This is a genomic window from Maritalea porphyrae (assembly GCF_027213965.1).
GTDB lineage: Bacteria > Pseudomonadota > Alphaproteobacteria > Rhizobiales > Devosiaceae > Maritalea > Maritalea porphyrae_A.
Genome location: NZ_JAPWGX010000003.1, coordinates 315,119 through 329,510, shown reverse-complemented (window position 1 = coordinate 329,510; position 14,392 = coordinate 315,119). Strand labels below are relative to the sequence as shown.

16 protein-coding genes are annotated in these 14,392 nt (G+C 48.7%); 10 read left to right on the top strand and 6 right to left on the bottom strand.

All coding sequences use genetic code 11. The features are described from left to right. Nucleotides 1-186: 186 nt before the first annotated feature. Both gpt and O4H47_RS10410 read right to left on the bottom strand, forming a co-directional pair. Entirely contained in the window at nt 187-690 is a 504-nt protein-coding gene (gene gpt, locus O4H47_RS10415; RefSeq protein WP_269393920.1) for a xanthine phosphoribosyltransferase, read from the bottom strand. Nucleotides 691-701: 11 nt separating this feature from the next. Further along, nucleotides 702-1,460 (bottom strand): competence/damage-inducible protein A, encoded by a 759-nt coding sequence (locus O4H47_RS10410; RefSeq protein WP_269393919.1) that lies wholly within the window; start codon nt 1,458-1,460, stop codon nt 702-704. Nucleotides 1,461-1,551: 91 nt separating this feature from the next. Here O4H47_RS10410 and sfsA point away from each other — a divergent pair, with 91 nt between their 5' ends. The 3 genes from sfsA to radC are packed head-to-tail and all read left to right on the top strand — an operon-like array spanning nt 1,552 to nt 3,853. Then, on the top strand, nt 1,552-2,262 hold the full coding sequence (gene sfsA, locus O4H47_RS10405) for a DNA/RNA nuclease SfsA (RefSeq protein ID WP_269393918.1): 711 nt from the start codon (nt 1,552-1,554) through the stop codon (nt 2,260-2,262). A 29-nt stretch (nt 2,263-2,291) separates the two neighbouring features. Beyond that, nucleotides 2,292-3,122: a type I methionyl aminopeptidase gene (map, locus tag O4H47_RS10400; RefSeq protein WP_269393917.1), complete on the top strand. Its 831-nt coding sequence runs from the start codon at nt 2,292-2,294 to the stop codon at nt 3,120-3,122. Then, nucleotides 3,122-3,853, top strand: coding sequence for a RadC family protein (radC, locus tag O4H47_RS10395; RefSeq protein ID WP_269393916.1), 732 nt, complete (start codon nt 3,122-3,124; stop codon nt 3,851-3,853). Before map ends, radC begins: the two co-directional genes overlap by 1 nt. Before the next feature lie 5 nt (nt 3,854-3,858). On the opposite strand, the gene O4H47_RS10390 is transcribed toward radC, so the two are convergent. Both O4H47_RS10390 and O4H47_RS10385 read right to left on the bottom strand, forming a co-directional pair. After that, nucleotides 3,859-5,058, bottom strand: coding sequence for a GNAT family N-acetyltransferase (locus tag O4H47_RS10390; RefSeq protein ID WP_269393915.1), 1,200 nt, complete (start codon nt 5,056-5,058; stop codon nt 3,859-3,861). Between the two features lie 115 nt (nt 5,059-5,173). Then, nucleotides 5,174-5,911, bottom strand: a complete 738-nt coding sequence (locus tag O4H47_RS10385; RefSeq protein ID WP_269393914.1) for a cytochrome c biogenesis CcdA family protein — start codon at nt 5,909-5,911, stop codon at nt 5,174-5,176. A gap of 202 nt (nt 5,912-6,113) precedes the next feature. Here O4H47_RS10385 and rpe point away from each other — a divergent pair, with 202 nt between their 5' ends. The 4 genes from rpe (at nt 6,114) to O4H47_RS10365 (ending at nt 9,719) form a co-directional block, all read left to right on the top strand. Further along, nucleotides 6,114-6,794, top strand: a complete 681-nt coding sequence (rpe, locus tag O4H47_RS10380; RefSeq protein ID WP_269393913.1) for a ribulose-phosphate 3-epimerase — start codon at nt 6,114-6,116, stop codon at nt 6,792-6,794. A 42-nt stretch (nt 6,795-6,836) separates the two neighbouring features. Continuing rightward, on the top strand, nt 6,837-8,144 hold the full coding sequence (gene purB / locus O4H47_RS10375) for an adenylosuccinate lyase (RefSeq protein WP_269393912.1): 1,308 nt from the start codon (nt 6,837-6,839) through the stop codon (nt 8,142-8,144). Between the two features lie 75 nt (nt 8,145-8,219). Beyond that, nucleotides 8,220-9,107, top strand: coding sequence for an EamA family transporter (locus tag O4H47_RS10370; RefSeq protein ID WP_269393911.1), 888 nt, complete (start codon nt 8,220-8,222; stop codon nt 9,105-9,107). 60 nt (nt 9,108-9,167) lie between these two features. After that, on the top strand, nt 9,168-9,719 hold the full coding sequence (locus O4H47_RS10365) for an RBBP9/YdeN family alpha/beta hydrolase (protein ID WP_269393910.1): 552 nt from the start codon (nt 9,168-9,170) through the stop codon (nt 9,717-9,719). Here the strand turns inward: O4H47_RS10365 and O4H47_RS10360 are convergent. Both O4H47_RS10360 and O4H47_RS10355 read right to left on the bottom strand, forming a co-directional pair. Beyond that, nucleotides 9,716-11,107, bottom strand: a complete 1,392-nt coding sequence (locus tag O4H47_RS10360) for an MFS transporter (RefSeq protein WP_269393909.1) — start codon at nt 11,105-11,107, stop codon at nt 9,716-9,718. The genes O4H47_RS10365 and O4H47_RS10360 overlap by 4 nt on opposite strands. Nucleotides 11,108-11,212: 105 nt before the next feature. Further along, on the bottom strand, nt 11,213-11,539 hold the full coding sequence (locus O4H47_RS10355; RefSeq protein WP_269393908.1) for a DUF1476 domain-containing protein: 327 nt from the start codon (nt 11,537-11,539) through the stop codon (nt 11,213-11,215). A gap of 267 nt (nt 11,540-11,806) precedes the next feature. On the opposite strand from O4H47_RS10355, the gene purC reads away from it, so the two are divergent. The 3 genes from purC to O4H47_RS10340 all read left to right on the top strand — a co-directional run bounded on the left by purC (nt 11,807) and on the right by O4H47_RS10340 (nt 14,264). Further along, nucleotides 11,807-12,571, top strand: coding sequence for a phosphoribosylaminoimidazolesuccinocarboxamide synthase (gene purC / locus O4H47_RS10350; RefSeq protein WP_269393907.1), 765 nt, complete (start codon nt 11,807-11,809; stop codon nt 12,569-12,571). A 32-nt stretch (nt 12,572-12,603) separates the two neighbouring features. Further along, the gene (gene purS / locus O4H47_RS10345) at nt 12,604-12,849 is read left to right on the top strand and encodes a phosphoribosylformylglycinamidine synthase subunit PurS (RefSeq protein ID WP_269394380.1); all 246 of its coding nucleotides are present in this window, start codon (nt 12,604-12,606) and stop codon (nt 12,847-12,849) included. 335 nt (nt 12,850-13,184) lie between these two features. Then, nucleotides 13,185-14,264, top strand: coding sequence for an acyltransferase family protein (locus O4H47_RS10340; RefSeq protein WP_269393906.1), 1,080 nt, complete (start codon nt 13,185-13,187; stop codon nt 14,262-14,264). Nucleotides 14,265-14,392: the final 128 nt, after the last annotated feature.

The following is a 14,392-nucleotide window of genomic DNA, read 5'->3' as shown; positions in this document are numbered from 1 at the left end:
AAGCATTGCGTCGCAACAAAAATGGCCAGTTGTGGAGACCGGTTACGTGCACGATTTAATTCGGGAAAAAAAGCCCGTTTGCACAGCTTGCAGGCCGAGGCCCTGAGCCAACGACTTGGCTCAAAGCTTCAAATTATCCTAAACTTGCGATATCAGCCAAACACCGATTGCGCTTTTAGTTTTGTGTCAGTCGCCAACGCCATCACGGATTGGGGGAGCATAAGAAACGTCCATATCCCATGGGAAATAAATCCATGTGTCTTGAGATACCTCAGTCACAAAACTGTTCACCAAATCGCGCGCCAATGGCTTGGCGTAAACCGTTGCAAAATGCGCGTTTGGCAACATAGCCTGCACAGCGCGACCCGTTTTCCCAGTGTCCACCAAATCGTCGATAATCAACACCTTTGTATCAGCGCTTGCATCCAGGGCTAAAATGTCTGCTGCAATCGGCTTGAGAACTTTCAGCTCACCTTGATCCTTATTGTCATATGACGCGACTGAAACACTTTCGATAACTCTAATGCCCAATTCTCGGGCGATGATCGCTGCTGGCACCAAACCACCACGCGTAATGCAAACGATAGCGTCAAATGGCCCCTCCGCGTTCAAACGCCAAGCCAACGCGCGAGAATCGCGGTGAAACTGATCCCAAGAAACTGGAAAACTCTTATTCTGTGGTGCGCTCATGGCATGCCTCTTTAAATCTTCAATTTGCTCTGCGTTGCCGCAGCAATAATTTCGCGCACCTTTTGTGTCGCTTCGTCCAATGAGGACTTGTCTGATGACCGCAAAACAATCTGCGTCATATAATGATCAGACCCCATTTGCGGGTAAGAACCAATTTTGACCGTTGGGTAAGAAATTTGCAATGCCGCAAGTGGTTCAGAAAGCGAACTTTCCCCAACCTGTGAGTCGCAGGAGGCGCTAAACACTTCAATACCGGTTTTTAGGGTGGGTGCAATTGCTTCCAACATGCCTTGCATGATCTTTGGCACCCCAGCCATCACATAGACATTGTCCATTTTAATCCCTGGTGCACCCGAGACCGTGTTGGGAATCAGCTCACCACCCTCAGGGATACGCGCCATGCGCAGCCGTCCCTCGTTCATCGGATAGTCCGTAAAACGATCTTGCATCATCTTGATGGCACGATCGTCCACGTTAAGGGGCACACCAAACGCCGCAGCAATACCATCGGCTGTGATGTCATCATGCGTTGGCCCAATGCCACCGGTGGTGAAAAGATAGGTGAATTTCGTGCGCAATGCGTTCACAGCGTCAACAATTTCGGGAATTTCGTCTGCAATCACCCGCACTTCGCACAGATCAATATTTAAGTCTTCACAGAAATCAGCCACCGTACCGATGTTTTGGTCCTTTGTGCGGCCCGACAGAATTTCATCACCGATCACCAGCATGCCAGCGGTAACACGTTCATTCGTTGAATTCTTGCTCATAAGCTCACCTATTCTTTGCTTGACTGAATGGCCGACGCCAACAACAATTGCAAGCCTCTTGTGAACACCCACCAACCTCTCGGAGATCCCATTGCACCTTCCATCGCCGCTAATTCGCGGCACGCTGGTCCAGCGCTACAAACGTTTCCTTGCTGACATTACGTTGGAAAACGGCGAGTTGATCACCGCGCATTGTGCAAATCCAGGCGCAATGCTCGGTTTAAACATGCCAGGACTGCCTGTTTATGTGTCCAAATCGGATAATCCGAAAAGAAGACTGAAATACTCGCTCGAACTGGTGGAACTCCCTACAGGATTAGTTGGCATAAACACGAACTATCCCAACAAAATCGTCGGCGAAGCACTATCCGGAAACGCCATTTCAGAACTTTCACCAGTTGATGACTTCAGAGCTGAAGTTAAATACGGTGAGAATTCCCGCATTGATTTTTTGCTAAACCAAGATGCAGGACGCAAAACCTATCTGGAAGTCAAAAACGTCCATCTGTCCCGAGGCGGCAAGCAAGCCGAGTTTCCTGACTGCGAAACAGATAGGGGCGTTAAGCACCTCAAAGAATTAGCAAATATGGTCGCCAACGGACACCGAGCGATCAATCTCTATCTGATCCAACGCACAGACTGTGACCATTTTTCATTTGCCGAAGACCTTGCCCCCAAATATGCAGCAGCAGCCAAAGAAGCTCACACTGCAGGTGTTGAATTCTTGTGCTACGATTGCCAGATCAATTTGGAACAAATTTGCATCGCCTCAAGGCTTCCAATTTCAATGCCTACCGGTTAGTTTGCGCGCAAAGCAAACTGAGAAGAACAATGGTCACATACGCATCTGCCAATCCAAATCAAAAACGCACCCCCGGTATAATTCCTCTTCACGGTGAAGAGGGATTTGAAGGAATGCGCAAAGCAGGTGCCCTCGCCGCACAAGCGCTGGACCTTATGTATGAGCAAGCCAAACCCGGTGTAACTACAGCGGCACTTGATCGTTTGGCCTTTGAGTTCGCAAAGGACAATAACGCGGTTCCGGCCACACTGAATTATCGCGGGTACCGCCATTCAATTTGCACAAGCATCAACCATGTTGTGTGCCATGGCATCCCAAACGAGAAGCCCCTCAAAGAGGGCGACATCGTCAACATAGACATCACTTTAATTGTCGATGGCTGGCACGGCGATACAAGCCGCATGTACCCCATTGGCGCAATCTCACGCAAAGCCGAGCGCCTGATTGAGGTTACATATGAAAGCCTTGCCCGCGCACTTGAAGTGGCCAAACCCGGCAATACAACTGGTGACATTGGCGCCGCAATTCAGTCTTACGCAGAAGCTGAGCGCACATCTGTCGTTCGAGATTTTGTCGGCCATGGCCTTGGCCGCCTATTCCACGACGAACCAAATATCTTGCATTTTGGCACCCCAGGCTCAGGACCTGAACTAAAACCGGGCATGATTTTCACGATCGAACCAATGTTAAACCTGGGCCGTCAGCACGTAAAAGTACTGGCTGATGGCTGGACCGCGGTGACGCGTGATCGCACATTATCCGCACAATGCGAACACTCCATCGGCATCACTGAGCACGGCTGCGAGATATTTACTCAAAGTGCAAAAGGCTTGTTTAACCCACTTGAGGCAAGTCGGTAATGAGCGACAAGCCAAGGACTCCAGACAAACCAAACACGTCCGGCATGTCTGAGGCACCCCAACCTCATTTCCACGGGCATCGCGATCGTTTGCGTGCGCGTTTTCAGTCATCAGGCGCTGAAGGCATGCAAGACTATGAGTTGTTAGAGCTTTTGTTGTTTCGCCTTTTGCCACGTCGCGACACGAAACCCATCGCCAAAGCACTAATGGAGCGATTTGGCAGCTTTTCTGAGGTGTTATCTGCCCCGCCAGCATTGTTGCAAGAAATTGACGGACTAGGTCCCTCAGCCGCAACAGATCTGAAAGTCATCCTGGCAGTTGCACAACGCTTTTCTAAGTCTAAAGTTCCAGCGCGCCCAACGTTGGGTTCGTGGTCGGAGCTTTTGGACTATTGCCACGCGCAAATGGCATATGAAAGCAAAGAACAATTCCGCATACTTTTTCTGGACAAAAAGAACAAACTCATCGCTGACGAGGTGCAACAAATTGGCACAGTAGACCATACTCCGGTCTATCCTCGTGAGGTCATAAAACGTTCACTTGAGTTATCAGCTACGGCCCTAATTTTGCTACACAATCACCCTTCCGGTGACCCCACTCCGTCGAATGCCGACATTCAAATGACGCGCGCGATTGACGAAATTGCGAAGCCTTTGGGAATCACTTTGCATGACCACGTCATTATTGCAAAAGATGGTCACGCCTCAATGCGCGGTTTGAAGCTGATCTAAGGCGACTATGTGCGCAAAATCGGTGGTAAGACGCCGCGAATTGCTTTGTAGTAACCAAACAGAACGCTATTTCCTTTCACCAGCATCTTGAGACGTTCCAAACTAGCCTTTGCCGCAAAAAACACCCAACCTTTAAATGTTCTTGGCAAAAAACGACTGGTCACTGGTACCAATTCATTGCACCAGCGCTTTTTTTCATATGATTCGCCGACACCAATATCGACCATGGTAAAGCTATCCTTACCCAGTTTTTGGCGCAGAATCTCCAATACACACTGGTTGCCTGGCGACCCCGCCAATATGTCGTCGTCCACACTCATGGAAGAGACAAGCATGAACAAGTTGTTTTGGTGAGCAACACAGTAACGCACTGATATAACTTCTTCATTCAAGCGGAGTGCATACAAAAGGGGGCGGACGGATTTCGATTTAGAGAACAAATCAGAATAGACGTCGCGCACTTCTTTTTTCGTGAATGGATCTTCGATACCAAGTTGCTCAAAGCGTTTGCGCTTTTGCTCAAACATCACTTGCAGCACATGTTCCGCTTGGTCAACTTGTGCAATTTCAACCAAATCAACTGCGCCCAAGGCGTCAAGCTTTTGACGATGTTGCTTGTCGCGTCTCCTGCGTTTTCGATCGCGCCGCGATTTGTCGCATTCTTCCCAACTATCAAAGCGCACCCTGAAAATGTGATCACACACAGAACTCTTGCCCACGCCCTCAAATGCCACAAACTCAGTATCGGCACCTTCAATCAGCCCAGGCAAATACAAAACATCTGATACTGGCAGCGCGGCAACCACACTTTGCCAAAACGCTTCACGCTGACTTTCGCTCAGGCGCTCAAACAGATCGTGATTCATCAAAGGGCCATTGCACGCAACATGATCGCCCACAAACCATGTGAGAATTGTTACACCCAACTTCTTGCTCATCGCCAACGGTAAAACCATCAACGGCTGTTTGCCCAAATATGCAGTCACATAAAACTGTTCTTGCTTTGGAACATTTGTCGCTTCGACCCACGAACGCACAAAATCAAAGGATTGTCCGGGCGAGGACAAACCAAATGCCTCAAGCGCGCGCCATTGAGGCTCAACATCATATAAGTTTGAGCTTACCGAAAACATCGGATTCCATCCAGCCGGAACAACAGCACCAATGCGTTCCTCATGAACGTCTTGTTGATTGTCAGAATACATCTGCACTTAGCTCCACATAAATACTGGAGCATCCTCGCTCAAAACACTTAAAACCTTTGCACAAGTTAGCAAACGACTCGGCTTTGGCGGCAATCATTTGGCTTTAGGGTTAATTCTATCCAAAACTCTGCAAAACTGGAAATGTCTCGAGCAACCAAAAACTGATGCGAGTGAAATCTCCCGTGAGAAAAAGTATGCCGGTAATCACCAAAAACCCACCCATTACTTTTTCAACCATTCCAAGGTTCTTCTTAAATTTAGAGAAGAAACTCATAAAAGGTCTAACGGCCAAGGCAGCTAAGAAAAACGGCACACCTAACCCAAGTGAATAGACCGCCAAAAGCCCAGCGCCCTGCCATGCCGTTTCTGAACTAGCGGCGACCGGCAATATTGCTGCGAGAATTGGTCCGATACAGGGGGTCCAACCAAGAGCGAACGCAAGTCCCAGCAAATACCCGCCCAAGGGACCAGATGCTTTTGAGGGACCATCGAACTTTGCTTGGCGGTACAAAAAACCAATTTTTAGAATGCCAAGGAAATGCAACCCCATCACAATGATTGCGATCCCCGCAAGCGATGTGAGCCAGGAAAGGGATGAGCGCAGCACCTCACCGAACAAGGTTGCCGTGGCACCCATGCCAACAAAAATGGTCGAAAACCCAAGAATGAAGAAAAACGAAGTCATAACGGTTCGCCACCATACGGCGCTGCCTGTGCTGCCCTCGCGACGGATTTCCTCAAACGTCGTCCCGCCCATATAACTCAAATAGGGCGGCACAAGGGGCAAAACGCAAGGCGATAAGAAGCTCAAAACGCCGGCACCAAAAATCACAGGTATGCTCAAAGAAATCATATTGGCTCCAATCCCCCTTCTAATGCCCCATCAAATAGTTGGGCGCAAGCACCTCACTGTCGCACTCAAGGGATTGTGATTCTTGTTGAGAATCGCCAAAAAACCATGAATTCAGCTTCATTCTCCCTTCGGCCAATTGGCAGCGCCAAAAACATGTGCTAACCCGCGCCCCATAACCTCCTTTGATATATTGGACAGCGTGATGACCGACTTGCCTATCAAGATCGCCCCTTCCATTCTTTCCGCCGACTTTGCACGTCTTGGCGAAGAGGTAAAAGCAATCGACGACGCCGGATGCGAATGGGTCCATGTGGACGTGATGGATGGTCATTTTGTGCCCAACATCACAATCGGGCCAATGATTGTCGAAGCAATCCGCCCGGTAACAAAAAAGATACTCGACGTGCATTTGATGATTTCACCTGCCGATGCTTATCTTGAAGCATTTGCCAAAGCGGGTTCCGACATCATCACCGTACACGCCGAAGCTGGCCCACACTTAGACCGCTCGTTGCAGGCCATCCGCAATTTGGGCAAGAAAGCAGGCGTTTCGCTAAATCCAAGCACGCCTGTTTCAGTCATCGAAAATGTCATAGACCGCCTCGATCTTGTTTTGATCATGAGTGTGAACCCAGGCTTTGGCGGCCAGGCGTTTATTCCGCAAGCTTTGGAAAAAATCCGTCAAGCCAAAGCGCTTGTTGGCAACCGCATGATCGACATTCAAGTCGATGGTGGTGTCACTGAACACAATGCAGGTGAAATTGCAGCGGCCGGAGCCAATGCTTTGGTTGCAGGCTCTGCCGTTTACAAAGGCAACGACCCATCAACTTACGGTCCACGAATGGACGCTATCCGAAACGCCGCCCTCGCCGGTCGCGGTTAAGATTTATCCTGAATCAAAAACTTCAGAAAGACAGCTAAGCTCATGATCCCTCGTTATTCTCGTGAACAAATGACCTCTATTTGGTCTCCTGAATCAAAATTCAAAATCTGGTTCGACATCGAGGCACATGCAGCTTCAGCCCAAGTCAAAATGGGCGTTGTACCCCAAGAAGCAGCTGACGTTATTTGGGCAAAAGGCAAAGACGCGCAGTTTGATGTTGAGCGAATTGACGAAATCGAACGCGAAGTAAAACACGATGTGATCGCGTTCCTAACGCACTTGGCAGAGATCGTTGGGCCTGAAGCTCGTTTCGTGCACCAAGGCATGACCTCTTCAGACGTTTTGGACACATGTTTCAATGTGCAGTTGGTTAAAGCCACAGACTTACTTTTGGAAGATATGGACAAATTGCTTGCCGCGCTTAAAAAACGCGCATTCGAGCACAAAATGACCATCACCATAGGCCGCAGCCACGGCATCCACGCAGAACCAACAACCTTTGGCATCAAGATGGCCCTTGCCTTCGCTGAGTTCGACCGCTGCCGCAAACGTTTGGTCAACGCTCGCGAAGAGATTGCAACTTGTGCGATTTCTGGCGCGATTGGTACATTTGCCAATATCGACCCAAGCGTTGAAGTCTATGTTGCTGAGCAAATGGGCCTCTCTCCTGAGCCTGTTTCAACACAGGTCATCCCGCGTGATCGCCACGCTATGTATTTTGCCACATTGGGCGTGGTCGCTTCTTCCATTGAGCGTTTGGCTGTTGAAATTCGTCACTTACAGCGCACAGAAGTTTTGGAAGCGGAAGAATTCTTCTCTAAAGGTCAAAAAGGCTCGTCCGCGATGCCACATAAACGCAACCCAATCCTGACCGAAAACCTAACCGGTTTGGCACGGATTGTGCGCATGGCCGTAACGCCCGCCATGGAAAACGTAGCACTTTGGCACGAACGGGATATTTCCCACTCATCTGTTGAGCGCATGATTGGTCCGGATTCAACAGTAACGCTGGACTTTGCCCTGATGCGCTTGACCAACGTCATTGAAAATTTGGTCGTTTATCCTGAAACCATGAAAGCCAACATGGACAAACTCGGCGGCCTGCACAATTCTCAACGCGTTTTGTTGGCGCTCACTCAAGCTGGCATGTCACGTGAGGACAGCTATAGCGCGGTACAGCGCAATGCCATGAAGGTATGGCGCGGTGAAGGCGAATTCGCAGCATTCTTAAAAGCGGATGACGACGTATCAGCCGCGCTAACAGATGCACAAATCGATGATATGTTCGACGACGCGTACCACATGAAACACGTCGACACGATCTTCACTCGGGTATTTGGCGAGGCCTAATTCAAAGCTTGACCAAATTGCAATTGATTGGAAAGGTGGGCCTCAACGCCCACCTTTTTCTTTAGGCCATCACATATGTCCATTCGCGACATTCTGCTCGCAATTCTGGTTGTTGCCATCTGGGGCTTCAATTTTGTTGTGATCAAAGTCGGCGTTGCCGACGTACCCCCGCTTTTGCTCACGGGCCTTCGCTTTTTGGCTGCTGCGCTTCCTCTCGTCTTTTTCGTCAAAAGACCCAAAACCCATTGGGGCTACATCGCAGCATATGGGTTTATTCTGGGTGTCATCAAATTTGGCATGCTATTTACCGCCATCAAACTTGGTGCTAGCGCATCACTCGCTTCGATCGTGACGCAAATGCAGGCCTTTTTTACAATTGGTTTTGCCTTTTTGCTTTTGCGCGAAACACCCAAAATTTGGCAAATCATTGGTGCTGTAATTGCATTTAGCGGCATGGCGATCATGGGGTTCGAGCAAGCGGCAGACGCTCAATTCGTCCCTTTCCTCCTGCTGATTGCAGTTGGCGCTTCTTGGGGTGTGGCCAATATCATCATCAAAAAGGCTGGCCAGATAGATATGTTCAGCTTCATTGTTTGGGCAAGTCTGGTGCCCCCTCTTCCCCTGTTTGTCTTGTCCTGGCTTATCGAAGACCAAGATGCGATTGTAAACGTCTTAACCAGCCCGACGGCAATTAGCATTGGCGCTGTTTTTTATCTTGCATACGCTGCAACCATCATTGGTTTTGCCATTTGGAACCAACTGCTAAAAAAATATCCTACAAGCTTAGTCGCACCATTTTCGCTGCTTGTACCCCTATTTGGCATTCTGTCAGGCGTTCTAATTTTGGGCGAAACCATGAGTACACTGGCAATCATTGGTGGCGGCGTTATCTTTTTGGGCCTTTTGCTCAATGTTTTTGGGGAACGCATTGCCATATTCATTAGGAAAAAAAGAGCGATTTAGCGCGCCACATTTCGGACGTTTTCACTTGCATCTAACTTATGAATTGTGCACCAAGACATTATGAAAATAGCAGACGCAGACATACTTATCATTCCCGGCTATCAAGGCTCCCCTGAAGGCCATTGGCAGCACGGCTGGGCACAAAAAATGCCAACAGCTCGAATTGTCGAGCAAGAAGACTGGAATAAACCTGATCTTGAAAAGTGGGTTAGTAGCGTACTGCAAGAGATAATGATGGCAACACGCCCGGTGGTGCTGATTGGTCATTCGCTTGGCGTTACAACCATTGCTCATGTTGCAAAAAGATTGACTGACACGAAGGTTATCGGCGCGTTACTCATCGCCCCACCGGACCTTGATCGCAAAAAGGGCATGCCCAAGCAAATCATGGGATTTGCCCCCGTGCCCCGCGATCCACTGCCATTCCCATCAACACTTATCGCCTCGTCAAACGATCCGTTTTGCAGTGTCGAAGCGGCGGCAGAAATGGGTATGGCGTGGGGTTCTGCGTTCAACAATGCTGGCGAGCTGGGTCACGTAAATCCAGCATCAGGCTTTGGCGCTTGGCCAGAGGGCCTTATGGCCTTCGCCAATCTCATGAAAAAACTCTAGTTGGTTTTAGTTGGCCATTCTGTGTGGTGGCCATCAATCACATATTTATGGCTATGGCGCACCGCTTCATGTTTGTGAGGATGTCTGTGGGGTTCTGGCCCTTCCCACCCTTCATGCACATGTTGGTGGTGCGACCCATGATAGTGCAGATGATCATGGTAAAGTTCATCATGTTGATGTTCAATCGCTGATGGGTCATCGTTTTGCCACAGCTGTTGCGACAAGATCATTGCCCCCAGAGACACAAGTGCAAAAATCAAAAAAGCTGGTTGGAACCCAAAAGAACTCGCCAGCCAACCAGCTGCCGGATAACTTGCCAACCAACATAGATGGCTTAGCGTGAACTGCGCCGCGAATAGTTTAGGCAAGTCTTCGTCAGAAGCCGACCGTCGCAGCACGCGCCCGGCAGGGGTCTGCACCAGCGAATAGCCAATACCGAGCATAAACCAAGCCACTAGCAACAAATCAAAACGGCCAACATATCCCGCCAACAGCATCGTTAAGCCAAGTAACCAACCACCACGCCGCATCACTGCTTGATCACCCAGTCGATTGACCAATCGCGGTACCATTAAAGCAGCAACAAGCGAACCCAGACCAAATGCACTCATAGCGATTGCAACCATGCTCTCTCCACCGCCAAATTGGCCGCGAACCAACACCACAGTATTCACAATCACCATTGCTCCAGCTGCAGATACAACCAAAAACATCGCCAACATGCCCATCAGACGAGGCGTTTTGCGGTAAATTTGAAATCCTTTTAGAATTTTGTCTTTTGCGCTGAGGGATTTGTCTTGCAGATCCTCAATGGCGGGCATCCTTGTCGACAGCACCAATCCAGCGGAGACCAAAAAGGCAGCCGAGTTTGCGACAAAGAAAACATCAAAACTAACGAACAACAGCAAAGCGGCCGCAATTGTGGGGCTCAACAAATTCTCTAAATCATACGCCAGCCGCGCCATTGAAAGCGCCTTCGTGTAGTCTTCTTCATCTTCGAACAATTGTGGAATGATCGACTGAAATGTGGGCGTAAACCCAGCAGAACATGCGTTTAGCACAAAAATCAATAAATAGATCTGCCATTCAGCGGTAACAAACGGCAAAATCAAAACACATGCTGCCCGCGCAACATCCAGCGCCACCAGCAGTCTTTTCCGTCCACTAGGCCGGATCAGTCCACCTACCACTGGCGCAACAAAAATGAAGGACATCATCTTGATTGCCAACGCGGTGCCCAGCACCACCCCCGCTCGATCACCTGCAATTTGAAAGGCAAGCAAAGCCAGAGCAATAGTGGTCAGGCCGGTGCCAAGCAACGCGATTAACTGCGCGCTAAACAGTTTGCGAAATGCCACATTCTGAAAAATCGATCGTTTACTAGTCACTTGCCCTGCCATTCGTTTTTTGGAGATGTCATCACAGCCCATATAAAAAGGCAAAGAAAAACGGCCCCACAAATGCAGGGCCGTTCAAAATCAAGACTATGATGCTTAGTCTTTTGTTTCAAATGTCTGCGCAACTTCCGCATAGAGCGTACGCATTTTGCCATGCAAATCATCATCCGAAATTGTTACGCCTTTGGCGTCAAAATCAGCGCGGATTTTGCGGAAAACGTCTTCATCGCCTGCTTCTTCAAAATCAGATGCGATGACTTCACCCACATATGTCTCAATTTCAGATGCAGCTGTGATGCCCAATTGCTCCGCGGCCCATTGACCCAAAATCTTGTTACGGCGCGCTTCAATTTTGAATTTCGTCGCTTCGTCGTGCACAAACTTCGCTTCTGCAGCCTTTTCGCGATCTTTAAAACCGGACATATGTTCGTCTCCACTTAAAAAGGGTTGAGCCCTTTGGCCTCTTCACCAACGAGATAGTGTGATTGGGCGAATAAATCAACGATACTTTGCCCATTATCAAGCACATTAGAACGGGAATCGGGCATTTCCGCGTTGATTGGGGTCAATTATTCCGGGACAAAGGAGATTTGCGCCACAAATACCACACAAATTGCTTGCTTTTTTAGCCCAAAAAGGCGCATGAAGCCCGCGAAAGCTTTTATCCAGTTCAGAATCACGGGGAACAAGATGAACCGTCGCCGCAAAATTTACGAAGGCAAGGCCAAAACCCTTTATGAGGGTCCAGAACCGGGCACTTTAGTACAACACTTCAAAGACGACGCAACTGCGGGCAATGGCGCCAAGCATGAAGTCATCGAAGGCAAAGGCGTTCTGAACAATCGAATTTCAGAATATATCTTCACAAAATTGAACGAATTGGGCATTCCAACCCATTTCGTGCGACGCATGAACATGCGCGAGCAGTTGATCCGTGAAGTAGAGATTATCCCGATTGAGGTGGTTGTCCGCAACATTGCAGCAGGCTCTATTTGCCCACGTCTTGGTCTTGAATCTGGCACCCGACTTCCCCGTTCAATCATCGAGTTCTATTACAAAGATGACGCGTTGAACGACCCTATTGTGTCCGAAGAGCACATCACGGCTTTTGGTTGGGCCAATCCTCAAGAACTTGATGACATCATGACATTGGCTGTGCGGATAAATGATTTCCTCTCCGGTCTTTTTATGGGTGCAGGCATCCAATTGGTCGATTTCAAAATCGAATGCGGCCGCCTGTATCAAGAAGACACCATGCGCATTGTCTTGGCTGACGAAATCTCGCCGGACAACTGTCGCTTATGGGATGCAAAAACCCAAAGAAAACTAGACAAAGACGTATTCCGTCAAGATTTGGGCAGCTTGGTCGATAGTTATCGTGAAGTTGCGCAACGTCTAGGCATTTTGGTAGAAGCAGAGAACGCGCTGACTACTGGCCCGCGCTTGGTAAAATAAACGGCCACACGGCCAATAAATGAATGGTTAGAATTATGAATGCACGTGTGTTCGTTACATTGAAGAACGGCGTCCTTGATCCACAAGGCAAAGCAATCGAAGGCGCATTAGGTAGTCTTGGTTTTGAAGGCGTTGACGCCGTGCGCCAGGGCAAAATATTCGATCTAAAAGTCAATGCAAATTCGAAAGAAGAAGCAAAAGCTGAAATAGCCAAAATGTGCGAGAAGCTGTTGGCCAATACAGTGATTGAAAACTACACGATCGAGTTACACGACTAATCGATCCGTTTTGGGCATGTGCCCACAAATTTCACCCGCTAGTTTTACGAATTTTGGGCTCAAAACATATGTTTTGAGCCTCTTGGAGTTGTTATGTTAAAATCTGTTTCGTTGTCGCTGATGTTTTTTATCGCTATGGGTTTGTTCGTTGCAGCCTACGGCACATTGCCCGCTTAAGCGGCCAAGTCCGAATGCCAAAACAATAGAACTTTACGCATTAATATTAACAGTTAATCAAACCTTTCGAAATCCTCACTCCTCTCGTTCTCGTGATCGCTCTCGTCGTTAATATCTGGTAAATTCGCTGCAACGCATGTGTATTGAGGAGCGTGACGATGAATGAAATCAAACGACTAGATTGGGTTGATATGGCAAAGGGCCTATCAATTTTGTTGGTGGTCATGCTTTACGCAACCAACGGAGCGGGCGAAGCGACAGGCAATGTGGGTGCTCTGCATTATCTTATTGGATATGCAACACCGTTCAGAATGCCCGAGTTCTTTTTGATCTCCGGCCTTTTCCTTGCCAATGTTATCAATCGTCCATGGGCAAAATTCACTGACCGTCGTGTTGTGCATTATCTCTATTTCTACGCATTGTGGGCAATTATTCACATCGTAGTAAAAGTAGGTTTGGCTACCGCTGATCCCCTCACTGCGCTTGAATATCTAGCTTGGGCGGTAATTCAGCCCTACGGCGTACTTTGGTTCATCTACGTGCTCGCCCTTACCGGGGTTGCAGCAAAAGTGCTCAAAGAACTGCGAGTTCCACATTGGGCGGTTCTTGCAGTTGCAGGCGCAGCTTCAATGGCTCAAATCCACACAGCCAGCTACGCGCTTGACCAATTTGCGGAGTATTTTGTGTTCTTTTATGCCGGCTATGCTTTTGCACCTTGGATCTTTAAGCTCGTTGACAAAGCAATGTCAGCCCCAACTGCAGCAATAGCTGGTCTATCTCTATGGGCATTGCTAAATGGGTATCTTGTGTTCACACCTGGATTTGTCGCAGAGCCAGGTCACTTCACAATGGGTTTGGCAGAAACACCTGCTATTCGGTTTGCCCTTGCCCTTATAGGCTCTGTTGCCTTGTGCGTTGCCGCGGGAATGCTGTCACTTGTGAATTGGATGGGATGGTTGCGCTTCATCGGCAAACGATCTCTCGTGATTTATGTGGCATTTGCGCTGCCGCTTACCTTCAGTCGTCTCGTATTGATCAAACTTGATCTGATCAGCGACACAACTTTGCTCACCATCATAACAATGCTGATCGCAATTCTGCTGCCGCTTTTCGGATATTGGATGATCGAAAAGCTCGGTTTTGGACGTTTTTTGTTTACTCGACCAACGTGGGCGACCTGGCTCAACGACAGCAAAAAAACTGACCATCCAATCAAATATGGCACCCCAGCGGAATAAGCGATCAAGAAATCGTCATAAACTCAAAAAAAGAGGCTCAGCACACCGCTGGGCCTCTTGCTTTTTAGGCTGAAATTCCGTCAAAGAAAGGCAAATATCCGTGGCCCAGACACGATGGCCACCAAACT

Excerpts from the sequence above, each read along its gene's own strand:
- O4H47_RS10385 (WP_269393914.1), bottom strand. The coding sequence starts at position 5,911 with ATGATTTCTTTGAGCATACCTGTGATTTTTGGTGCCGGCGTTTTGAGC.
- O4H47_RS10340 (WP_269393906.1), top strand. The coding sequence starts at position 13,185 with ATGAATGAAATCAAACGACTAGATTGGGTTGATATGGCAAAGGGCCTA.
- map (WP_269393917.1), top strand. The coding sequence starts at position 2,292 with ATGGTCACATACGCATCTGCCAATCCAAATCAAAAACGCACCCCCGGT.
- gpt (WP_269393920.1), bottom strand. The coding sequence starts at position 690 with ATGAGCGCACCACAGAATAAGAGTTTTCCAGTTTCTTGGGATCAGTTT.
- O4H47_RS10355 (WP_269393908.1), bottom strand. The coding sequence starts at position 11,539 with ATGTCCGGTTTTAAAGATCGCGAAAAGGCTGCAGAAGCGAAGTTTGTG.
- O4H47_RS10410 (WP_269393919.1), bottom strand. The coding sequence starts at position 1,460 with ATGAGCAAGAATTCAACGAATGAACGTGTTACCGCTGGCATGCTGGTG.
- O4H47_RS10365 (WP_269393910.1), top strand. The coding sequence starts at position 9,168 with ATGAAAATAGCAGACGCAGACATACTTATCATTCCCGGCTATCAAGGC.
- purB (WP_269393912.1), top strand. The coding sequence starts at position 6,837 with ATGATCCCTCGTTATTCTCGTGAACAAATGACCTCTATTTGGTCTCCT.
- radC (WP_269393916.1), top strand. The coding sequence starts at position 3,122 with ATGAGCGACAAGCCAAGGACTCCAGACAAACCAAACACGTCCGGCATG.
- O4H47_RS10390 (WP_269393915.1), bottom strand. The coding sequence starts at position 5,058 with ATGTATTCTGACAATCAACAAGACGTTCATGAGGAACGCATTGGTGCT.
- purC (WP_269393907.1), top strand. The coding sequence starts at position 11,807 with ATGAACCGTCGCCGCAAAATTTACGAAGGCAAGGCCAAAACCCTTTAT.
- rpe (WP_269393913.1), top strand. The coding sequence starts at position 6,114 with ATGACCGACTTGCCTATCAAGATCGCCCCTTCCATTCTTTCCGCCGAC.
- O4H47_RS10370 (WP_269393911.1), top strand. The coding sequence starts at position 8,220 with ATGTCCATTCGCGACATTCTGCTCGCAATTCTGGTTGTTGCCATCTGG.